The organism is Winogradskyella aurantiaca, from assembly GCF_003362725.1.
Classification (GTDB): domain Bacteria; phylum Bacteroidota; class Bacteroidia; order Flavobacteriales; family Flavobacteriaceae; genus Winogradskyella_A; species Winogradskyella_A aurantiaca.
Genome location: NZ_QKTV01000005.1, coordinates 71667 through 93227, shown reverse-complemented (window position 1 = coordinate 93227; position 21561 = coordinate 71667). Strand labels below are relative to the sequence as shown.

The following is a 21561-nucleotide window of genomic DNA, read 5'->3' as shown; positions in this document are numbered from 1 at the left end:
AATTTTTGGGCTATTCGGGGTGTAGCGTAGCCCGGTTATCGCGCCGCGTTTGGGACGCGGAGGTCGCAGGTTCGAATCCTGCCACCCCGACAAAAGCTGAGTGTTTTTGCACTCGGCTTTTTTTTGTTTTTATGGTCTTGATTGGTATTATAGATTCAGTTACCGGCTAAATATCAGGATATTATTATATTTAGTGATAAGTTGAACAAAAAGCTATTGATATGAGTCAAAATGGAAATACCTTAATTGGAATATTAGCTGGAAGTGCTATTGGTGCTTTAATTGGAGTTTTATTTGCACCTGAGAAAGGAAGTGTTACACGCGAACGATTGAAGACTGAAGCAATGAACGCCAAAGGTGAAATTGAAGGTCGCGTGGCAGATTTAGAGGCTAGAGTCAAAGATTCCATTACCAATGAGAAGGCAACCTTAGACGAAAAGATGGAGTCGATTATCTCAGACGCTAGTTATAAAGCAGAAGACATTATTACATCACTAGAGGAGAAGCTCAAAAATCTTAAAGAAAAGAACAAACAATACCAAAAGTCACAATCTTAAATGGCTGTATTAGAATCGTTAGGGCAAACGGCCCAGGGAGCTGCTGAAAATGCGCAAACTTATGCTAAGCATACCGAGGCTTATGTGAAGCTTCAAATATTTAAGCATATTGGTGTTTTAATGACTTTTTTAATCAAGATTTTGGTTATTGGTGGTTTGTTTCTCACAGCGCTGCTATTTCTTTCTGTTAGTCTCATGGTCTTATTAAGTGATTGGATTGGGAGTTTGGCCGGAGCTTGTGCGCTTGTAGGAGCTTTATTTGTAATTGCTGGTACCATAATTTATGTCAATAGAAAATCTATAGATAAAAAGGTATTAATTAATCTTTCCGAAAGTTTAAAGTAATGAAGGTCTATCAAAGTTTTGAAGAGATTGATGAAGATTTAAAACGCCATAATCTCGAACGTCAAATTGCTTTAGAAGAACTTAAACTCACTAAGAATCAAATTTCTGAGGATTTGGCTCCAATGAACTGGCTGGATACCTTTTTCAAACTATTTTACAAATACGGCTTTTGGATTTTTATTAAAAGACTGTTTAAAAAACTGTAGTCCATTTTTTGAGCCTTTCTCACGCTTATTTTGATGACTTTCTGTTAATAACTTAGCTGTAAGGTTTTGGTTAAAAAACCTACTTTTGTTATGCAAAAATTAAAGAAAAAATGTCTGAAACAATAGAACGAGTTAAGTGTTTAATTATAGGTTCTGGACCAGCAGGTTACACTGCTGCTATTTATGCATCTAGAGCCAACATGTTTCCAGTGTTGTATCAAGGTGAGCAGCCTGGTGGACAATTAACTACCACTAATGATGTGGAGAACTTTCCCGGATACCCTGAAGGTGTAACGGGGCCAGAAATGATGATTGAGCTTCAGAAGCAAGCCGAGCGATTTGGAACAGATGTAAGACATGGGTGGATTACAAAAGTAGATTTTTCAGGACCTGTGCATAAGGCCTGGGTCAATGGCGAAAAAGAGATTCATGCCGATACAATTATCATCTCAACAGGGGCTTCTGCCAAGTATCTTGGCTTGGAGTCTGAACAGAAGTATTTGCAAATGGGTGGTGGTGTATCAGCCTGTGCTGTTTGTGATGGCTTCTTTTACAGAAACCAAGAGGTTGTAATTGTTGGAGCGGGAGATAGTGCTTGCGAAGAAGCACATTACTTATCTAAGTTGTGTAAAAAAGTTACTATGCTTGTGAGACGTGATGTTTTTAGGGCTTCTAAGATTATGGCAGAGCGTGTTAAAAATACTGAGAATATTGAAATTTTATTTAATACTGAAACCGAAGAGGTATTGGGAGATGGACAGGTAGTTACAGGTGTTAAGGTGAGGAATAATGTCTCAGGAGATATTTATGATATTCCAGCAACTGGTTTTTTTGTTGCTATTGGACATAAACCTAATACGGATATTTTTAAAGATTATTTAGAATTGGATGAAACGGGTTATATTATCAATGCCGTTCCGGGAACAAGTAAGACTAACGTAGAAGGTGTCTTTGTTAGTGGAGATGCTGCTGATCATGTTTACCGTCAGGCTATAACAGCGGCCGGAACAGGTTGTATGGCAGCCTTGGATGCTGAACGATATCTAGCAGCTAAAGAATCTGAGTTGGCTATGGCTAATTAAATGAAAATCTAACTAGAATTTCACAAATACAAAGAGCGTTAGTTTAACGCTCTTTTTTTTGTAGTCGGGCTGAACCACTTAAACGCTTTATGTTAATAGCCGGTTCTCCGTATAAAAATGTCTCGGTATTGCCTGAAGCGTCGATAGTTATTTGATCTGTAACTTCAATAGTAACATCAGAACTGCCTTCCACAAGAAGATCACAGGTTTTGGCAGTGAAGTTATTTCCAAAGAACTTTGAAGAATTGTCGACTCTCAACTGCAGCTGTTCAGTATCTCCTTCAATAGTTCCATTACCTCGCTGATATAAGTCGAATTCTGTCATAGGACTATTGACCAAAGCGTCAAGTTTGCTATCATCGCTTAGTTCAATTTTTGCACTCTCAGATGTGATGTTTAATCTAGTTTTACTTCTTCCTGAAGCTTTAAACGTTAAATCTGTCGCCTTTATGTTAAGATAAGCCCTAGCGTTGTCCTTAACAAGTAAATTAGTAGAACCAAGTTCCATGGAAGTAAGAGATCGTATTTCAGCTTTATCCCGAACCTCGATATTTTTAAGGGTATCCCCATAATTGACAGTGATTTTCAATGCTCGTTTGGATGTAATACGTTTGGTAGTTGTTATACTAAGTGTACCATCCATGACCTCAAACTTAATAACCTCGTGCAAGTTATCATCAGTTTCAATCTCGATAGATGGTTTGCTATTGTATATCAGATCAATATTGAAATCATTTCCTAAAGAAATACTTTCGAAATCATCGATGTAGGTTTGTTTGATAGTTACATTCCTATTTCCTTTAATCTTTTCGGAAGACTGGGCCCAAATGCCAAGATTTAGGCTGACTAGTACAAACAGTAATATAGATTTAGATGTCATTCTGTGGCAATTGTCTTTAACAAATATATACAAAAACCATCCCAAACTCCGTGGGAGCTCGAAATGGTTTTCAGCCAGAATGATTGATTGATTGATCTTGGTTGCTTCTTAATCTCTAAGATTTATTGTTTTGAGACAGAACCGGATACATTATCCGATTTATCTACCTTTTTTGGATTTCCGTAATATCTGATATCCCCACCACTAGTGGCTTTAGCTACCAACTCACTGCTAGTATTAACAACGACGTCGGCACCACTTGTTGCTCTTGCGTCACATCTCGTGGTGTTTAATTTTTGCGCTTTAATATCGCTACCGCTTGTGGCTTCAGCATTAAGATATTCGGCTGAGCCAGATACTTGAAGGTCACTACCACTTGTTGCTCTGCAATACAGCTCATTAGCAGTTACACTTAAAGTCATGTCAGCCCCACTGGTAGTTTTTAAGCTTAGTGAACTGGCGTTAATATCTGTTTCGCTATAAACATCACTTCCGCTAGTAGCTTCAATAGAAGAGATGCTCTCAAAGGTTAAGTAGACAGCTTGTTTTTTTGAACGTCTTATGTTGTCATCGGCATAGACCTTAAGAACGTTGTTTTCAACTTCAGTCATAATAATATCGTGTAAGTTTTCATCTGCTTCAACAGTAACACGTGTATTATCGGACTGTGTTAAGTATAGATCTATGCCACGGCTAACCTCAATGGCATCAAAGTTGTTGCTGACGTTACGGTCTTGACTAACGACATTTCCGTTGCCATCTACACCTGGCCCCATATTAATATTGACACAGGACATCATAAGTAAGGAGACTAGGGTGGATACGATAATTTTAGCTAATGTGCTCATTGATTTGATTGTTTATTGATTGATAATGGTTTTTTAAAGTTATAGTACAAATGTCTTGGTTACTAAGTATTTAGTAAATAATTAACGGACCAATTGTAGATTTATGTTCTTGAATTGTAATTATTATTAGTTATCGTTATTACCTCCAGAAGAAATTTGAACGCCTTCCTCGTCATCTATGGTAACTTCTATGCTAGAGGCTTTTTCATCTAATTTCGACTCTGAAACATTGACATTCACTTTTTCTGTAGTTATGTTTATGCTTGCCTCATCCTCCTCATTATCATCATTACAATCAAGGCAAGTCAATTTACCATCTTCCACTAATAAATAATGTTCTTCCATTCCACGTTCTAGGATGTCATTGTAATAGCTGGATTGGTAATGGTAACTACGAACATTATAATCTGGGTATAATACTGACCCTTCAGGTAGATAGACAACTACTGTAACTTCCTGATCTCTGAATTTGTTGCTAAGATCGGTTGTAAGTTCATTGTCTAAACGCAGTTCACCATCCACGAGTTCATAGAAATAGTTAATGTTCTCTGCTCTTGTTTCTGCAGATTCATAATTGCTGCCTCTCGAGCTTTTTTCTACCGTTATAGAACCAATAGAATCTTTGGTAGAGCGCACAATTAACCGAATTTCATTGTTAACAATAACATTTTGGTTGTCTGCTCTTTTAACTCTTATGTTGTCATTTCTGCTTCGATAGTAATTGTCATATTCATGAGAATTGACCATCTTTAATTTTAGAGTATCCATTGGTTTAACCATAAGAGTCTCAGTACTAGCAATTTTACCTTCAACAGAATATTCACTTGCGGTACGTATTCCTATAACTGAAAGCGCTATAATGGCTGCCACCCATAAACCAAGTAGGGTGAACTTGGCAATGTTTCCTATAGATTTAAGATTAGTGACTAATATTTTTAATCCTAGATAAAACAAGAAGAAAAAAGGAATTGCAACAATGATAAAGGTTAGTAAAGAGATGATCCAAATAGGCACATTAGAGGTGTTGGCCGCATAAACATACTCCATGCCGTTTAAATTTGCCACATCTGAAATACCAACCGTAAAAAATGCTACAATAAGACTTACCAAAGTTGCAATACCGGCAATCACTAGAATAACCCCAATAAATTTGGCAAAGACTTTTAGAAAGAACATAATGATGGAGCCAATTCCTTCGAAAAAGTTTTGAGAACTTGATTTAAGACGGTTTCCTTGCTTTGGAAGGTCTACTTTTTTAACCCCTTCAGATATGTTTTCGGTAACATTGTCTATGCCTTCCTTTAGTTTATCGCCTTGGGATTTAAAATCAACATTACGTACTTTGTCAGCTACGGTATCAATGCCGTCTCTAATTTTTTTTTCAATGTTGCTGATATTCACAGCTTCTCCGGTCATTATCAACTTTTCAGCTGTGGTCTTAGCTTCAGGGACTAAAGCCCAGAAAACTAAGTAAATCACAATGAATGTACCACCAGAGAAAAAGGCAAAAAGCAACCAAAGAATTCTAATCCATAACACATCGATACCTAAGTAGTGTGATAATCCCGCAGATACACCGCCAATGTAGGAGTTCTCAGTATCTCTGTAAAGTTTCTTGGAAGGTCTAGTGCTTCTGCTTCTTGGACGTACGGGTTCATCCTCAAAGATCTCATCATCGATATGATAATCTTCTGGCTGTCCCATGATGCCAATTACTTCATCTACAAGTGCAATACCTACTACCTGTTTGTCATTTTGAATTCGTTCACTAAATAACTCAGCAATTCTGGCTTCGATATCAGATATGATCTCAGATCTGCCCTGAGAGTCTGTAAAGGACCTTTTAATGGCATCTAGGTAGCGCTGTAATTTTAGATACGCATCCTCATCGATGTGGAAAAAGATTCCTGCTAAATTTATATTGACTGTTTTGTTCATTTCTTTGTTGTTTTTGTGCTTGTCACTAAGTTTACTGCATTTTGTAATTCTTCCCAGGTAGTATTTAACTCCTTTAAAAATAATTTGCCCGTTTCGGTCAGGCCATAATACTTTCGTGGGGGTCCCGATGTAGACTCTTCCCAACGATAGTTCAGCAATCCTGCGTTTTTAAGTCTTGTAAGCAGGGGGTAAATGGTCCCTTCTACAACAAGCATTTTAGCATCTTTAAGCGTTCCAAGGATTTCTGCAACATAGGCATCGTCATCTTTTAAGATGGATAAGATGCAATATTCCAGAACACCTTTTCGCATTTGTGCTTTTGTGTTTTCTATCTTCATGTGCTAAGGTGCTTTATTTGTTAATACTGTTCGTTTATTGATTGATGATTGGTATCAGGAATTGACCAGATACCTTTTGATTGATGATCTATTTTAAAAAATTGATGGTTAATGGATAATTATATACCTCACCATCTCTAGCTGATAAGCTGGCTTTAATGATTAAGGCCAATTCTATTAGAAATACCAAAAATGCCAGGACTCCTAAACCACCACCTATATAGAGCAGAGGTGAGGGCTCACCTATATTAATATGGAAATTGTTGAACCCGTTAAAGTCAATAAAATCAATACCTCCAAAGAGTTTAAATATGAAAAAAGGAACACTAATGGTGCCTAATATTAGGGCATAAAGAAAAATACTGATTTGAAAGTTTATGGCTTGTTTTCCATTCTGATCAATAAAATCGGATTTGTCTTTATTGGCAGCCCATAGTACTATAGGACCAATGAAATTACCAAACGGAATTATGAACCTTGTAAAGGTAGACAAGTGTATAAAAGTGGCGATGTTTTTTTGGTGTTGATCTTGCATTTTTAAAAACGTATAATAGTTTCTTATGCAAATATATATCTAAAAGAAGGTATTATGCAATACAAAGTACTAAAAATTAACTTTTTATTAACATTATGAGGAGCGATGGATTTGTGTTACATTTAGCCGTACTTAATTATCGTAACCATGGAGATATCAGCTTCTAAACTCAATAAATACCTAATGTTTAAACTTCCATCTGCGTACATGTGCGGTGTTAGAACTACTAAGCTCACCGAGGAATTTTGTGAAGTCAAGGTTAAGCACCGATGGATTAATCAAAATCCTTTTAACTCCATGTTTTGGGCCGTGCAAGGGATGGCTGCTGAGTTAACAACTGGTGCATTAGTCATGAGCTATATTCGTGCTAGTGATAAAAAAATATCCATGCTTGTTCTTAATAACAAAGCACATTTTTCAAAAAAGGCAACTGGTCGTATTACATTTTTGTGTAATCAGGGAACTGATGTAAGGGAGGCAATCAACAGAACTATTGAAACCGGTGAAGGTCAGACTATTTGGATGCATGCCAAGGGTATTGATGAAAATGGTGACGAAGTTTCAGATTTTAGTTTTGAATGGACCTTAAAGGTTAAAGAATGATCTTATAAGTTCTTAAAACTGTGTAACGAATTATAGTAATTGACAACCTATAAGTATCAATCAAATAATAATATAACACATGGAACAATTACCAGATTATAATCAGCGCAATGCACACGAAATAGATTTTAATATTTATGGCGAAGAAATGCAGTATGTGGAGATTGAACTTGATCCTCAGGAAGCTGTAATTGCTGAGGCAGGTAGCTTCATGATGATGGATGAGGGTATAAAAATGGAGACCATATTTGGAGATGGTTCACAAAAAGACCAAGGTATTTTTGGGAAAATCCTTGGGGCAGGGAAACGCATTCTTACAGGAGAAAGCCTATTTATGACTGCCTTTTATAATGAGTTGAGTGGAAAACGTCATGTATCCTTTGCTTCGCCGTATCCCGGTAAAATAATTCCTATAGATTTAACGCATTTTAATGGGAAATTTATTTGTCAGAAAGATGCGTTTTTATGTGCGGCCAAAGGGGTGTCCGTAGGAATTGAATTTTCGAAGAAATTAGGAAGAGGTTTGTTTGGAGGAGAAGGGTTCATCATGCAAAAACTTGAAGGTGATGGTATGGCCTTTGTTCATGCGGGCGGTACAATGGCTAAAAGAACATTGTTGCCAGGAGAAACTTTACGTGTGGATACTGGATGTCTCGTAGGTTTTGCTTCTTCGGTGCATTATGATATTGAATTTATTGGTGGTATACGAAATTCACTATTTGGTGGAGAAGGCTTATTTTTTGCAAAACTGGAAGGCCCGGGCACGGTTTATATTCAATCATTACCGTTTAGTCGCTTAGCTGACAGAATTATAGCTTCGGCACCAAGAACTGGGGGTAAAAGAAAAGGAGAGGGTAGTGTCCTTGGAGGATTAGGTAATTTAATAGATGGAGACAATCACTTCTAATTTAACATAATAAGACGTTAAACTTAAGCGTTACAAATTAGGGTACGAAAAAAAATTCCTATCTTGAAAGGAAATCAACAAAGCCTATAGACAAACTTTACCTTTTTAGTTGAACCTAAATCTTTTAATTAATTATGGCGAGAGCAATGTTGGAGTATACTAAGACTATACTCGACAAGGTTAGTTTTGATGTAACATTATTTTGTAAGGAGGTGCAAAAGGCGGTAAAGCGTTTATTGCCCCATGAATTGGAAGAACTAGAAGACTTTATTATGTCTTTAATACATCAGAACCCGGAACTAAATCAATGTTTAATCTATTTAAAAGCATAAAAAAGCGGCGTTAAGCCGCTTTTTTTATTTAGGTAAAGGACTTATAATTTCTACATCCTGAAAAGCAATAGCTCCTCGTATGATTCCTGAAATAACCTCATGCAGCGCCGTAATTATCTGCATCTTCAATTCACTTTTGTGATAAATTATGCTCACCTCACGAGCAGGTGAGGGTTTGCTAAAATGCTTTAGATTTATATTCTGAGCTTCTGTCATATCCATTGTGTGTAAGTATGGTAACAGAGTCATACCTAGTCCTTCGTTTGATAGTTTTATTAAAGTTTCGATACTGCCACTTTCTAATTGGAACTGATCGTCTAAGTGATCTTTAAAGGTTTTGCAAAGATTTATTACACCGTCTCTAAAACAATGTCCGTCTTCCAATAAAAGCATATCATCCATTTCAAGGTCATTAATTTCAATCTGTTTTTTTTCGGAAAGTCTATGGCCGTTAGGTACGTAGGCTACAAAGGGTTCGTAATAAAGTGCACGTTCTTTAATGGACTCATTTTCTAATGGTGTTGCTGCAATTGCAGCATCCAGATGTCCGTCGTTGATACGTGCAATTATTTCTTCGGTCGTAAGCTCTTCAATCTTTAGTTTAACCTTAGGATATTTTTTTATGAAGTTCTTTAGGAACATGGGTAATAAGGTTGGCATAATGGTGGGAATGATGCCTAACTTGAATTCCCCACCAATGAATCCTTTTTGTTGGTCAACGATATCCTGAATTCGGTCAGCTTCGTTCACAATATTTCTAGCCTGACTAACTATTTTCTTTCCAACCTCTGTTAATTCAATGGGCTTCTTCCCCCGATCAAAAATGGTGATATCTAATTGATCCTCTAATTTTTGTATCTGCGTACTCAGTGTTGGTTGGGTAACAAAACACTTTTCAGCAGCCTTTGTAAAGTTTTTATGTTCCGCTATGGCTAGAACATATTTTAATTGGGTAATTGTCATAAGTATGCGTTGTGACAATAAAAATATAAAAACTATTAATAAAAACTATAGTAAAAAGAATTACGATATAAATTATCTTTGTTATATAAATTTAAAAAGCGCAACATTATGAGTTTGAATAGTATAGGATTAGACAGTAAAAAAGCCGCTGACCTGGCCAAGGATCTAAACGTTCTATTGGCCAATTTCCAGATTTATTACCAAAATCTTCGCGGGATTCATTGGAACATTAAAGGAAAAACCTTCTTTGATTTACATGTTAAGTTTGAAGAATTGTATAATGATGCTAATATAAAAGTAGATGAAATTGCAGAGCGGGTATTGACCTTAGGAGCTACACCATTGCACACTTTTGAAGATTATATGTCTAAAGCGCAAGTGCCGGTTGGCAAAGACGTCTCAAAAGATGAGAATGCAGTACGCTTAATTGTAGATTCTCTGACGGGGCTACTTAAAATTGAAAGGGCGCTTTTGAATCACTCAGATGAAGCAAATGATGAGGGAACCAATTCCATGATGAGTGATTTTATAACTGAACAAGAAAAAACGGTCTGGATGATGAAGGCCTGGTTAAATGAAACAGTATAAAAAAAGACGGCTTAGCCGTCTTTTTTGTTTTAGAACTTGATGGTCATTTCAAGATCTTTATCTTCTATTTCAAATTTGGCCTCATCATATTGTGGGGGGCCAAAAAACATTGGATTGTTAGAGGTGCCATAGGCTTCTAGCGGCATCCCGTTTTCTTGAAAATCCATACGTCCATTATCGTTGGCATCATGCAGGGCCATTATTGCATATTCACCTGGTCGTACGTTTTTAAAAGTAATGGTTACTTTGCCATTGTCAATAGATGATGCAGCGGTATCCACGCCCTCGGCTTTCATAAAGGTGTCTTTTGTATGAAGTGCAAATAACACTTTTCCATCGTCACTGGTAACGTTATCAATAGTTACCGTAATAGTATGACCAGCGTTTTGGGCATAAGAGATTGAGCAAATTAATACTAGAGCTAGTTTTAAAATTAAGGTTTTCATAATACTGTGTTTTTTGATGGTTTCTAATTACACTTCAAAAATCATGAATGTACCATTGTCTACAAATCAGAACTTACCCAATTGTTATAAATTGAGGATGAATTGTGGAATCCTAATTTTATAGTAAACCTCTCGCTTTGATTTCAAGATACTTGTTAATGGTATTTATGGTAAGCTCTTCTGGTGCTGTGAGAATCGATTGTATTTTATGTTTTTGAAGTTCCTTAATCATTAAGGTTTTTTCATATGAGAATTTTTGGGCAATAGTTTTATGGTAAATATTTTGAAGTGACTGAGCCGGTTCTGAAACAATTACATCCAATTCGGTATTTTCAAAAATAATTACAACCAGCATGTGTTTTTTAGCCATGGCTTGTAAATAGGGTATTTGTCTTTTCAAAGCAGAGCTATGCTCAAAATTTGTAAATAGTAACAATAGACTACGTTGTGTTACCTTACGTTTCAGCTGCCCATACAATAGACTGTAATCGCTATCATGAAATCGAGTATCAATGTTGTAAAGGCTCTCTAATATTCGATTTAAATGTGGCAGCCCAGATGTGGCTTGAATATATTGATCTATTTGTTTAGAGAAAACACCTAAACCAACCTTATCGTGTTTCTTTAAAGCCACATTACTAAAGGCTAAAGTAGCGTTAATAGCATAATCTAATAACTTAAGGCCATTAAACGGCATTTTCATAACCCTTCCAGAATCGATTAGGGCATAAATTGGTTGTGACTTTTCATCTTGATACTGGTTAACCATTAACTGATTTCGTTTGGCAGTTGCCTTCCAGTTAACCGTCCTGAAGTCGTCTCCCTGAACATATTCCTTGATCTGCTCAAACTCCTGAGTATGTCCTAGACGTCTAATTTTCTTAAGGCCTGAATCTAGTAGATTGTTGTGAAGCGCTAAAAAATCATATTTCTGCATTTGAATAATGGATGGATAAACCAAAACCATATCTTCATTTTGAAATTGATATTTCCGTTTAATTAATTTTAAAGCACTTGAGGCATAAATATTTAGATTTCCAAAATAATAGGTGCCGCGTTCCGTTGGTCTTATCAGGTATTCAAACTGGTATGATGATTCACCTCGCATAAGGACTCTATGAGAAAAATCTCGTTCTTGAAATTGGACAGGTAATTCATCAATAACTTCTATAAGTACATTGAAACGGTAGAAATTGGAAATGGTTATTGGAACAGGATTATTATCGCCAATGGAGAACTTGTCTGGGACAATTCGCTTGGCTTCAATGCCTCTTGAATTTTGATATAGTAATAAAATATCCAGAACAAATGCCACTCCAAGAACGGTAATTGCGATCCAGCTCAAACTAAATAGAATACTCCACCAAAAAGAAATTAAAAATCCAACGGCGATACCTGATAATACCCAGTAAAATCTATGATGGATGTATAAAGTTTTTAGAAATTGAAGCATTTCAACTTGTGTTATCTGGGGATTTCAACAGAATGAGAAATCATGTCTACCACATTTTCAGTAGTCATACCTTCCATTTCACGTTCTGGAGTAAGAATAATACGATGATTTAAAACAGGATTAAGTGCTTTTTTAACATCTTCAGGAATCACAAAATCTCTTCCATTCATCGCTGCAAAGGCCTTAGCTGTATTTAATATAGCAATTGAAGCTCTAGGAGAGCCTCCAAGATATAGGTGCGGATGATTTCTGGTTTTAGAAACAATTTCAGCGATGTATTTAATTATCTTTTCTTCAACTAGAATTGCCTGGGTCTTAGCCTTGTAATCTTCCAATGATTGTGTATTTAAAACAGCTTCAATAAGGGTTTGAGGCAGTTTTCCCTGACGTTTGTGATGTGACTCAATAATCTTGACCTCTTCGTCTAAACTAGGGTAGCCTACCTTTATTTTAAAAATAAACCGATCTAATTGTGCCTCTGGTAAGGCGTAAGTACCTTCCTGTTCTATGGGGTTTTGAGTTGCTAAGACCATGAATGGAGCATGTAACTCATAGGTCTTGCCATCAATCGTGGCCTGACGTTCTTCCATGGTTTCAAATAATGCTGCTTGCGTTTTGGCTGGGGCTCGATTAATTTCATCAATTAAGACTACGTTCGAAAATATTGGCCCCTTTTTAAACTCAAAATCGGAGGTCTTCATATTAAAAACCGAGGTACCTAGTACATCGCTTGGCATAAGATCTGGGGTGAATTGGATTCGATTAAAGTCTGTTTCCAACACTTTAGCAAAAAGCTTGGCTGTGACTGTTTTGGCAATGCCAGGAACCCCTTCTATTAATACATGACCATCGGCTAACAATGCTGCGATAAGTAATTCCACAAAATTATCCTGGCCTACAATAACCTTTCTTAGTTCGGTCTTAATATTGACAACTGCGTTTTTTAACCCTTCAAGATCTATTCTTGAGTTAAAATTGAGATTTTCTTCATTGTTGAAATCTTCGTTTTCCATTAGGTCTGAGATTTAAATTTTTCGATTAGCGTGTTTAAACGTCCAAGCTCTTCTTTTCGAACAAAATTTTGTTTTTCGAGATTTTCAATAAAACCAAATAGCCTTTTAGTGTCTTCGAGTGTATTATTGCTTCTGCTCGCCAATTGCTGCAAAAACAGATCGTTTATAATAGCGGTTTGGAGGTGAAAATGAACTCTTATATAGTTTAAAAAATGTTGAATAACGTGACGCCCAATTTCATTATGAGCGCTTCGCTCATAGTACATATTTGCAATAGTTCTGGTATAATCAACTGTTTGGTTCTTAAGTGGCTCGATGATGGGAATAGCTCTTTGTTTGCGTTTGCCTTCAAAAACCACGTACACCAAAGCACCGAAAAGTAAAAGGTAATAAGCCCATTTTAAATTAGGATTACTAAGAAATAAATAGAGTGGCGAGGCATAAAAGGTTTTACCTGATTTATAATAGCTGTCCATATAAAGCGGCTCACCTGGATTGATATAGGACATTAGACCAGCAGTGTATTCCCTGTTGGTTCCTTCAAGGATAAAATAGTTAGTAAATGCTTGAGGAATTGTAGACAGTATAATTTGTCCTTCTCCAAAGGGCTTCTTAATTATATTAATCAAGGTATCTTTTATTTGAGAAGGACCTTCCTGGTATTTATCTAAAATACCAACTACACTTGTACTACTATCAATTTCTGAAAAGTGATAAAGGCTTAAGGCCTTATCAAAAACAATTGGATCTTCTATGTGGAGTCTGTTGTTGATTAACTTAAATTGAAATTCATTGTTGAAATTTCCTGGTATACTTACCAAACTGGTTTCGAGGTTGAGAGTGTCAAGAACATTATAGCTAAAATCACTTGAGGCTAAAAATAGGTTGTTGCCTCTTGAGGTCCAATCCAAAAGACGTTCAAATTCAGCCTCCCCAAAACCAAGCCCATCATTAAAAAACAGATACGTTCCCTGAATATCATTGTCTTTAAGATATTCGTAGGGGGGTCTATTTACTGCTATTACTGAGTCATACCGACTTTCGATAAGATCACTAAAAACATAAGCTCCAAAAGGAATTTTATGATGGTTTGTATAGGATGCAAACCAATTTAATTGCTTTGGTTTAGACATTTCAGCATAAACAATTCCAATAAGTGTTAGACCAATGAGCAAGACGTATAACTTATTTCGCTTACTCATGACGTTTGAATTTTGGAAGTTAAATTTTCGAAGCTCATTTTTAGATTATCGAACCCTTTGGCATCAATTTCAAATTCCCCATACCATATGTAATCATAAATTCGCGTTATTGTCTCAAAGTCTTTTTTTAGGTCTAAATTTTCAAGTTCGTTTAGGTAATCATCATTTGTTTTTTGAGGTTCCCAGTCAATTTGCTTGTTATGAGTCAGTTGCTTTAAGACTAAGAGGTAATAATACCTAATAGCTAGCCTGTAATCACGGTTAGCTATAGCGGTTTTTATTAGCGCTATTATATCCTCATTTTTAATGATATGTTCTTCATCGGATAGTAGTACCTGACCTTGAGGCTGCGATTTACCGATTAGACTGTTAGAGTTTACCTTTAAAAAGAATCTTAAAAGGAGGAATATTAGAACTCCAAGAAGAAGGTAGGGGAGAATCCTGAAAATAAAAAGTATGATTCCCGTGGCAGCTTCAACTCCAAATATCGATTCGAAGAAACTTTGCAGGGCATTTTTTAACCAGTTAATAAATCTGTCTAAGGCATTTTCTTTAGATGTCTCTGCTTCATAATTAAAGTCATCATCAGTTGTATAGGGCTCTAAGTCTTTTTCAGTAATGCTTTGTTTGTATAAAGAACTGTCATCAAGAACTAACCCATCCGTTTCTTCTTGCGCGCACAACGATGTAGTGATGACAAAAAATAATATTAGGATTCTTAATAAAGCCATCTAATCCTCCAGATTCTCACCAATTCTTCCAATCCGTTCGTATGTTCCTGTAAAGTTCTTTTTTTCATTAAGGTGAAAGTAACAGAAGGCCCCACCAATAACCATAATAATATTTGATAGAAATTGAACAAATGAGCTCATAACATTGAGAAACACATAAAAGGGATCTGAAAAGCTGCTTAAATCAGAAGGGTCAATTTCATTGGCGGATATACCCACTTTAATAAAACTATAGAGAACAGTTGGCAATGAAAATACAAACGATATAATATAATAGATAATTCCCAGAACAATCCATGTTCCAAAGACCAACCAGAAGTCTTGATTGACCAAATAGAAACTATCACTATAGGCATCGGTAACTGACTTTCTAGGATTAAAGATATATATACTAAAGGCGATAGCCATTGGAACCATGGCGTAAAGAACAGGCAGACCACACAGCATCATCGCAAAAAATAGCGTGATCCATTTGAGAATGCTAAGACCAAGAATACTCCAGAAGGCACCATGGACATTTGTTCTAACCTCATCTTTATTGACCTCGCCATTATTCTCTATATAAGATCTAATATAGAAGAGGGTTGTTCCAATTGAAAAGACATAGGCCGTTAATGCAGAACCCATGTATGCTAGGGCTGATAGAATAAACAGCAGGGGATCTGAGAATCCAAAAGTCTCATCACTGAATGGATCGAATACAGCCATATCTCCAACAATATAAGTGTAGAACCCAATCGAGAGCACCAACATTAGAAGCACAGGTCCGCAAATATTGAAGTAGATTGAGACGAAAGATTTAAACTCATTTCTTAAGAAGCCAAAAGTGTCACCAAGTATTTGGCCAAAGTCGCGTTGTCTCTTAAATTCGATAAATGGTTGTTGCATCAGTTAAATGTTATGTTGATATGTTTGAGGTCAGATTCAGTTTTCTTCGATGTATAATTCGCGGATAAATGACATAATACCATACAATAAGACCTAAGGAACTTATGATGATAAAAATGGCAAGCCAATCAGGCATTTCAGTATGTCTAGTTACAAAGCCTTCCAGGAATCCTGCGACTATAAAAAACGGAATGGTACTTATTAGGATTTTCAAACCATTTTTCACACCCTTTTTAAAGGATTCAATCCTTGGGTAGGTTCCTGTAAACAAGATACCATTGCCCAAAACCAATCCTGCGGCACCTGCAATTACTATTACCGATATTTCAATGGTTCCATGAATCCATATGGTTCTTGCAGATTCCCATAGTAGGCCTTTTTCATAGAAAAAGTATTGAAAACTCCCTAGCATAATGGCATTCTGCATAAGAATATAAATTGTACCAATACCAAAGAAAATTCCATATGCAAAAGCAAATAACGCTACTTTAATATTATTAATGGTAATGCCTAAGAACATATTAAATTCACCTTGTTGTTTATAAACGGCCATAGGGTCATTCCTATCAATATTTTCAATTGTCATATTTACATAACTATCCCCTAAAATAGATCTGACAAAATCACCCTCGTTGGCCGCAGAAAAGATGCCAATGCACACAAACAAAATAAAGACCATAAAGGCAATAAGAAGTTCTCTTTGATGGTGATACATCAGTTCTGGAAATTCTGTTTTAAAAAAGCTTAAAAGCCTGTTTTTTGGTTCTTTTTTTGTTTTGTAGATTAATTGATGAGCCTTTGAGGCTAGTTGATTAAGATATTGGGCCGTATTGGAGTTTGAGTAAAAAGTTTTAGCATAACTCAAATCATCCGTTACTTCAATATAAAGATCAGAAAGTTGGTCGGGGGAAACGTTCTTATTATTTGTAAGAAGAATTTCAAATTGTTTCCATTTATCTTTATTTTGCTTTACGAAAGCAGCTTCACGCATACCCAGACTTCTTGAGGATTTCAAAGAAAATAAAATATGAATGAATTTCAAATAGAAACTGCCCAAAATGTAGGCATTAACCAGAACGTCGCGAACATTGGAGACCGTATGATTGCTTATATAATTGACAGTCTCATTATTTGGGGTTATACCATTATGGTTTTTATTTTGCTCGGATTGATAAATCTTGATTTTGGGGATTCCTGGGCAGTCTATTTGCTCATGTCACTACCTGCATTTTTATACTATGTACTATTAGAGACCTTTTGGGATGGAAAAACAATAGGGAAATATGTTCAAGGCACCAGAGTCGTAAAACTTGATGGTTCTAAGCCCGGGTTTTCTAATTACTTTGTGCGCTGGATTTTGAGAATAGTGGATGTGGTAATAACTTTCGGAGGTGCAGCAGTATTATCAATCCTTATTAAAGGAAATGGTCAACGACTTGGTGATATTGCGGCAGGAACTACCGTAATCAGTGAACGCCAAAGGGTTAGTATTTCGGATACTATTTTAGAAGAGCTTCCATTGAATTACCAACCGGTGTATTCTCAGGTAACAGTCTTAAATGATAAAGATTTACAAACTGTAAAGAATCTATATGATGAAGCCATTAGAAATGGCCAACATAACGTTATTTTGCATTTACAATCGCGATTAGTAACGTTGTTGGAAGTTGATCCAAAAGAGAAACCTGTTGATTTTGTAGCTCAAGTTATTAGGGACTATAATTATTACACCCAACAATAGACTGAAAATTAAATATGTCCTATTTAACCGTTTTAGACATTTTAGCCACCATGGCCTTTGCTGTATCAGGTATGTTGGAAGCCCTTGAAAAGCGAATGGATACATTTGGTGTATTTATTATTGCTTTTGTTACGGCAGTTGGAGGTGGAACCTTGAGAGATATTCTAATTGGGGAAACACCGGTGTTTTGGATGGAAAATCTAGTGGTTGTCTATGCCATAATTATTACTACCATTCTGGCCATCATTTTCAGAAAGCATTTAAATCGTTTAAGAAAGTCCTTAGTTCTGTTTGATACAATAGGAATAGGCTTATATACTGTTGTGGGCATACAAAAGGGACTTTTAGTAGATTTGCATCCCATTGTTTGTATTGCGCTTGGAACGATGAGTGCCAGTTTTGGTGGGGTTATTAGAGATACACTTTGCAACGAAATACCAGTTATTTTTCAAAAAGAAATTTATGCCACTGCCTGCGTTGCAGGGGGGGTGGTGTATTTTGGACTCAGTTATTTCAACTTAGGAAATCAATGGTTGGTTTTGATTTCAATTCTCACAGTAATCCTTATTCGCTTGTTAGCAGTAGCCTTTAAAATTAGCTTACCTAGCTTGTATAAGGATAATTAGTCGATGATCCTAACTTTATCGATATAGACATTTTTTATAGGCCATTCACCTTCATCAGTTTCCACTTGGGCTATTTTATCAACAACATCCATTCCCGAAATAACTTCTCCAAAAACGGTGTATTCCCCGTCAAGATGAAGCGCCCCACCTTGTTGTTGGACAATAAAAAATTGATAGGGTGATGCTAATTTATAGGCATTTTCAATCTCACTACTTGGCATGGAAACAGCACCTCTTTTATGACTAAAGCCCCGCTTGGTATCAGGCGGTAAAAGATATTTACCAATACGTTTCCTACGCTTTGCAATCATGAAATCATCACTACTTCCTCCTTGAATAACAAAATTTGGCACCACACGATAAAACTGAGTTCTATCAAAATACTCCCGCTTTGTTAAATAGATGAAATTAGAGCGGTGGAATTTGGTTTCATTATAAAGAAGTATGTCAATGTTACCAAAATCAGTATAGATTCGAACTTTATTCTCTTTGTGATGCTTGTCATATTCCAAAAAGAATTCCATTGCTGATTTATCATTTAGTACCGGGTACTTTGCTGTATTTTTCTTCTTTGGCGCTCCTTTATTTGGTTGAGGAATAGATTCTTTCTTTTCAGTTACTATTTCCGCTTCAATCTTCTTTTTAGATTGGTTATCTTCACAGGCCCATATCATAAGTGTAGCAATAAGTAAGAGCCCTATATATTTTGACGTTTGATTCATTTCTAGAAATAATAACAAAAATAGAAAACTCTAAATTACCTGGTGAAGCAGCACATAGAATCATGTCACCACCTTTTCGTGAGCACTTGGCAAAGAAAATGATGGAGAAATCCAAGACTGCTAAACGGGCAGCTGTATTAGCAATGTTTTATCCCAATACTCAAGGGCTAACCAATCTTGTACTCATTTTAAGAAATACATATCCTGGAGTGCATTCTGCTCAAGTTGGATTTCCAGGCGGTCGTATAGAGCCCACCGACCCTTCGATTAAGTTTGCGGCTTTAAGAGAAACAGAAGAAGAAATAGGTATTCCAACAAAATCAATAAATGTGGTAAAAACCATGTCGCCCTTGTACATTCCACCAAGTAACTTCTTAGTCTATCCCTTTATGGGAATCTTAAATGAGACACCAAGCTTTATAAAAGACCCTAATGAAGTACAAGAGATTATTGAAGTTAGTTTAAATGATTTTTTAAGTCCTAGCACTATTATTAGCACCAATGTTCCTACAAGCTATGATGTTGAGGTAGAGGTGCCTGCGTTTCTATTAAACAATTTTATAGTCTGGGGAGCCACGGCCATGATGCTAAGTGAAATTAAAGAGGTGTTAAATGAAATCCTTTGAATTACTTGTTTTTGATACCTTTGTCGACTAACTATAATTAAATCATGAGTCTATTTAAGGAAAACCCTTTTGGACATATTCTCTTTGTAAAAAAATGGCTCATCAGATTGCTAGGTGTTGCTACCCATCGCAGATTTAGAGGCTGGAACGAATTGCAAATTGAGGGATCAGATATTATCAAGAATCTTCCCGAAACCAATGTACTCTTCATTTCTAATCATCAAACCTATTTTGCAGATGTTATTGCCATGCTGCACGTATTTAATGCTAGTCTTAAGGGAAGACTTGACAGTATTAAAAACGTGGGATATTTGTGGAATCCTAAATTGAACATCTACTATGTAGCCGCAAAAGAGACCATGAAATCAGGTTTGTTACCTAAGATATTTGCCTATACCGGTTCAATAAGTATTGAACGTACTTGGCGTGCGAAAGGTCAGGATGTTAATAGACAGGTTAAGATGAGTGACATCTCCAATATTAAAAAGGCTCTAGATGATGGATGGGTGATCACATTTCCACAAGGTACCACGACACCCTTTAAACCTATAAGAAAAGGTACAGCACATATTATCAAGTCCTGCCAACCTATAGTCGTACCAATCGTAATCGATGGTTTCAGGCGATCCTTTGATAAAAAAGGATTGAGAGTTAAAAAGAAGAATATCTATCAATCAATGGAAATTAAGGCACCGCTTGAGATTGATTATGAGAATGACAGTATCCAGGATATTGTGGAGAAAATCGAATACGCGATAGAACAACATCCGTCGTTTCTAAAAGTGGTCCCTCAAGAAGATCTTCTCGAAAAAGAACGTCTTAACAAAGAACTACGCGATTGGGACGGGTATTAGTCTTCCAGTTTCTTTAATTCTTGATAATTCCTATTTAAGCGTTTAAGAAGAATACCATAAAGTATTCTATAAAAGATCCAGAATACAAATATAAAGAGTCCTGTAACCGCAGTTATTAGAGCAATAAGGATGGCCATTTGACCTGAGTTCATATTACTTACTTCAGTAGCCAATTGCTGATCTTCTTGGAGCATTAAATAGAAGGATAGTGGAATACTTATAAACGCTAGAAATAAATTATAGATAACGTAGTACTTAACGATTTTTCGAGTTCGTAAAATGCTTTCCATCAATTTCTTAGCACTATCAGTTACCGAAATAGTAGTGTAGGACTTATATAAAAACCAAATAAAACCTGCGATTATGAAATATCCCGATACCGTTAAAAGGATGTACCAGGTGTGGTGGGATAGTTCTTCAATTTCTTTTCTATAATTACTGGATAGATAATAGGGAACGACATTGATTAAGATCCAAAAGACCATTTCAGCAATACTTATGTAGAATAAAGTCTTGACTATTGAAGAGGACTTCTTTTTAATCATAGGGTAGATCTCAGCTTCGCTGTAGTTTGTATACGACGTTTCTGAGCGGTTCCAATCTTTTTTTAATAATTCTAATTCATCCATATTTTATGGGTTTAATATGGTTCTTAGTTTGTTTTTAACACGGTTCATTTTAACTCTTGCGTTAACTTCTGAGATACCAAGAGTTGCGCTAATCTCTTTATAGTCCTTGTCTTCTAAATACAAAAAGACCAGGGCCTTCTCAATATCATTTAACTGATGGATGGCACTATACATGAGTTTTAGTTGCTCTTCCTCAGTATCGTCATATTCTTCTGCCTTGATTTTAAATTGTAAGGCATCGAATTCTGATGTTTGAATTCGGCGTTTGTTTTTTCTATAGAGTGTGATGGCAGTATTTAACCCCACACGATACATCCAGGTACTAAATTTGGAATCGCCCCTGAATTTTGGATAGGCTTTCCATAATTGAATGGTTATTTCCTGAAATAGATCGTTATGGGCGTCTTTATTATTCGTATACAGCCGACATACTTTATGAATGATGTTCTGATTTTCTTTAAGCTGCTCTACAAAGCTATGTTCTAACGCTTTATTCAATAGTTGGTTG

General features: G+C 36.2%; 28 protein-coding genes and 1 tRNA gene. 13 read left to right on the top strand and 16 right to left on the bottom strand.

What is annotated here, in order from left to right; genetic code table 11:
* The first annotated feature begins 15 nt into the window (after positions 1 to 15).
* The 5 genes from DN064_RS09615 to trxB all read left to right on the top strand — a co-directional run bounded on the left by DN064_RS09615 (position 16) and on the right by trxB (position 2190).
* Positions 16 to 90: transfer RNA gene (locus tag DN064_RS09615), tRNA-Pro, on the top strand.
* 131 nt (positions 91 to 221) lie between these two features.
* Positions 222 to 557 carry a YtxH domain-containing protein gene (locus DN064_RS09610; RefSeq protein WP_115462433.1) on the top strand — a complete coding sequence of 112 codons (336 nt, stop codon included), beginning with the start codon at positions 222 to 224 and terminating at the stop codon, positions 555 to 557.
* The gene (locus tag DN064_RS09605; protein ID WP_115462432.1) at positions 558 to 902 is read left to right on the top strand and encodes a hypothetical protein; all 345 of its coding nucleotides are present in this window, start codon (positions 558 to 560) and stop codon (positions 900 to 902) included.
* Positions 902 to 1108 (top strand): DUF6327 family protein, encoded by a 207-nt coding sequence (locus DN064_RS09600; RefSeq protein ID WP_115462431.1) that lies wholly within the window; start codon positions 902 to 904, stop codon positions 1106 to 1108. Before DN064_RS09605 ends, DN064_RS09600 begins: the two co-directional genes overlap by 1 nt.
* Before the next feature lie 110 nt (positions 1109 to 1218).
* Positions 1219 to 2190, top strand: a complete 972-nt coding sequence (gene trxB, locus DN064_RS09595; protein WP_115462430.1) for a thioredoxin-disulfide reductase — start codon at positions 1219 to 1221, stop codon at positions 2188 to 2190.
* Between the two features lie 43 nt (positions 2191 to 2233).
* Here trxB and DN064_RS09590 read toward each other — a convergent pair whose 3' ends face one another.
* The 5 genes from DN064_RS09590 to DN064_RS09570 form a co-directional block, all read right to left on the bottom strand.
* Entirely contained in the window at positions 2234 to 3070 is an 837-nt protein-coding gene (locus DN064_RS09590; RefSeq protein ID WP_115462429.1) for a GIN domain-containing protein, read from the bottom strand.
* A gap of 122 nt (positions 3071 to 3192) precedes the next feature.
* The gene (locus DN064_RS09585) at positions 3193 to 3918 is read right to left on the bottom strand and encodes a head GIN domain-containing protein (protein WP_115462428.1); all 726 of its coding nucleotides are present in this window, start codon (positions 3916 to 3918) and stop codon (positions 3193 to 3195) included.
* A gap of 126 nt (positions 3919 to 4044) precedes the next feature.
* Complete coding sequence (locus tag DN064_RS09580) at positions 4045 to 5856, bottom strand: PspC domain-containing protein (RefSeq protein ID WP_115462427.1); 1812 nt, start codon at positions 5854 to 5856, stop codon at positions 4045 to 4047.
* Positions 5853 to 6194: a PadR family transcriptional regulator gene (locus DN064_RS09575; protein ID WP_115462426.1), complete on the bottom strand. Its 342-nt coding sequence runs from the start codon at positions 6192 to 6194 to the stop codon at positions 5853 to 5855. Before DN064_RS09575 ends, DN064_RS09580 begins: the two co-directional genes overlap by 4 nt.
* A gap of 88 nt (positions 6195 to 6282) precedes the next feature.
* Positions 6283 to 6729: a DUF4870 domain-containing protein gene (locus tag DN064_RS09570; RefSeq protein WP_115462425.1), complete on the bottom strand. Its 447-nt coding sequence runs from the start codon at positions 6727 to 6729 to the stop codon at positions 6283 to 6285.
* Between the two features lie 147 nt (positions 6730 to 6876).
* Here DN064_RS09570 and DN064_RS09565 point away from each other — a divergent pair, with 147 nt between their 5' ends.
* The 3 genes from DN064_RS09565 (at position 6877) to DN064_RS09555 (ending at position 8571) form a co-directional block, all read left to right on the top strand.
* Positions 6877 to 7332, top strand: coding sequence for a DUF4442 domain-containing protein (locus DN064_RS09565; protein WP_115462424.1), 456 nt, complete (start codon positions 6877 to 6879; stop codon positions 7330 to 7332).
* A gap of 79 nt (positions 7333 to 7411) precedes the next feature.
* Positions 7412 to 8239, top strand: coding sequence for a TIGR00266 family protein (locus DN064_RS09560; protein WP_115462423.1), 828 nt, complete (start codon positions 7412 to 7414; stop codon positions 8237 to 8239).
* 134 nt (positions 8240 to 8373) lie between these two features.
* Positions 8374 to 8571: a hypothetical protein gene (locus DN064_RS09555; RefSeq protein ID WP_115462422.1), complete on the top strand. Its 198-nt coding sequence runs from the start codon at positions 8374 to 8376 to the stop codon at positions 8569 to 8571.
* A 24-nt stretch (positions 8572 to 8595) separates the two neighbouring features.
* Here DN064_RS09555 and DN064_RS09550 read toward each other — a convergent pair whose 3' ends face one another.
* Complete coding sequence (locus tag DN064_RS09550) at positions 8596 to 9534, bottom strand: hydrogen peroxide-inducible genes activator (RefSeq protein WP_115462421.1); 939 nt, start codon at positions 9532 to 9534, stop codon at positions 8596 to 8598.
* 108 nt (positions 9535 to 9642) lie between these two features.
* On the opposite strand from DN064_RS09550, the gene DN064_RS09545 reads away from it, so the two are divergent.
* On the top strand, positions 9643 to 10122 hold the full coding sequence (locus tag DN064_RS09545; RefSeq protein ID WP_115462420.1) for a Dps family protein: 480 nt from the start codon (positions 9643 to 9645) through the stop codon (positions 10120 to 10122).
* A 29-nt stretch (positions 10123 to 10151) separates the two neighbouring features.
* On the opposite strand, the gene DN064_RS09540 is transcribed toward DN064_RS09545, so the two are convergent.
* The 7 genes from DN064_RS09540 to DN064_RS09510 form a co-directional block, all read right to left on the bottom strand.
* Positions 10152 to 10568 (bottom strand): DUF2141 domain-containing protein, encoded by a 417-nt coding sequence (locus tag DN064_RS09540; RefSeq protein WP_115462419.1) that lies wholly within the window; start codon positions 10566 to 10568, stop codon positions 10152 to 10154.
* 118 nt (positions 10569 to 10686) lie between these two features.
* Positions 10687 to 12021, bottom strand: coding sequence for a DUF58 domain-containing protein (locus tag DN064_RS09535; protein WP_115462418.1), 1335 nt, complete (start codon positions 12019 to 12021; stop codon positions 10687 to 10689).
* Between the two features lie 11 nt (positions 12022 to 12032).
* Complete coding sequence (locus DN064_RS09530) at positions 12033 to 13034, bottom strand: AAA family ATPase (protein ID WP_115462417.1); 1002 nt, start codon at positions 13032 to 13034, stop codon at positions 12033 to 12035.
* Complete coding sequence (locus DN064_RS09525) at positions 13034 to 14236, bottom strand: DUF4350 domain-containing protein (RefSeq protein ID WP_115462416.1); 1203 nt, start codon at positions 14234 to 14236, stop codon at positions 13034 to 13036. Before DN064_RS09525 ends, DN064_RS09530 begins: the two co-directional genes overlap by 1 nt.
* Entirely contained in the window at positions 14233 to 14967 is a 735-nt protein-coding gene (locus tag DN064_RS09520) for a DUF4129 domain-containing protein (protein WP_115462415.1), read from the bottom strand. The genes DN064_RS09525 and DN064_RS09520 overlap by 4 nt, the downstream gene beginning before the upstream one ends.
* Entirely contained in the window at positions 14968 to 15855 is an 888-nt protein-coding gene (locus DN064_RS09515; RefSeq protein ID WP_115462414.1) for a hypothetical protein, read from the bottom strand. It abuts the gene before it with no gap.
* A 10-nt stretch (positions 15856 to 15865) separates the two neighbouring features.
* Positions 15866 to 16846 (bottom strand): stage II sporulation protein M, encoded by a 981-nt coding sequence (locus DN064_RS09510; protein ID WP_115462615.1) that lies wholly within the window; start codon positions 16844 to 16846, stop codon positions 15866 to 15868.
* 36 nt (positions 16847 to 16882) lie between these two features.
* Here DN064_RS09510 and DN064_RS09505 point away from each other — a divergent pair, with 36 nt between their 5' ends.
* Positions 16883 to 17596, top strand: coding sequence for an RDD family protein (locus DN064_RS09505; protein ID WP_115462413.1), 714 nt, complete (start codon positions 16883 to 16885; stop codon positions 17594 to 17596).
* A gap of 14 nt (positions 17597 to 17610) precedes the next feature.
* Positions 17611 to 18222: a trimeric intracellular cation channel family protein gene (locus tag DN064_RS09500; RefSeq protein WP_115462412.1), complete on the top strand. Its 612-nt coding sequence runs from the start codon at positions 17611 to 17613 to the stop codon at positions 18220 to 18222.
* On the opposite strand, the gene DN064_RS09495 is transcribed toward DN064_RS09500, so the two are convergent.
* Positions 18219 to 18944 carry a peptidylprolyl isomerase gene (locus tag DN064_RS09495; RefSeq protein WP_198659432.1) on the bottom strand — a complete coding sequence of 242 codons (726 nt, stop codon included), beginning with the start codon at positions 18942 to 18944 and terminating at the stop codon, positions 18219 to 18221. The two genes, DN064_RS09500 and DN064_RS09495, sit on opposite strands and share 4 nt — an antisense overlap.
* A gap of 62 nt (positions 18945 to 19006) precedes the next feature.
* On the opposite strand from DN064_RS09495, the gene DN064_RS09490 reads away from it, so the two are divergent.
* Together DN064_RS09490 and DN064_RS09485 are read left to right on the top strand one after the other, a co-directional pair.
* Positions 19007 to 19570, top strand: coding sequence for an NUDIX hydrolase (locus DN064_RS09490; RefSeq protein WP_317047367.1), 564 nt, complete (start codon positions 19007 to 19009; stop codon positions 19568 to 19570).
* A gap of 44 nt (positions 19571 to 19614) precedes the next feature.
* Positions 19615 to 20424: a lysophospholipid acyltransferase family protein gene (locus tag DN064_RS09485; protein WP_115462409.1), complete on the top strand. Its 810-nt coding sequence runs from the start codon at positions 19615 to 19617 to the stop codon at positions 20422 to 20424.
* On the opposite strand, the gene DN064_RS09480 is transcribed toward DN064_RS09485, so the two are convergent.
* Complete coding sequence (locus DN064_RS09480) at positions 20421 to 21053, bottom strand: hypothetical protein (RefSeq protein WP_115462408.1); 633 nt, start codon at positions 21051 to 21053, stop codon at positions 20421 to 20423. The genes DN064_RS09485 and DN064_RS09480 overlap by 4 nt on opposite strands.
* A gap of 3 nt (positions 21054 to 21056) precedes the next feature.
* Positions 21057 to 21551 carry an RNA polymerase sigma factor gene (locus DN064_RS09475; RefSeq protein WP_115462407.1) on the bottom strand — a complete coding sequence of 165 codons (495 nt, stop codon included), beginning with the start codon at positions 21549 to 21551 and terminating at the stop codon, positions 21057 to 21059.
* Between the last annotated feature and the right edge of the window lie 10 nt (positions 21552 to 21561).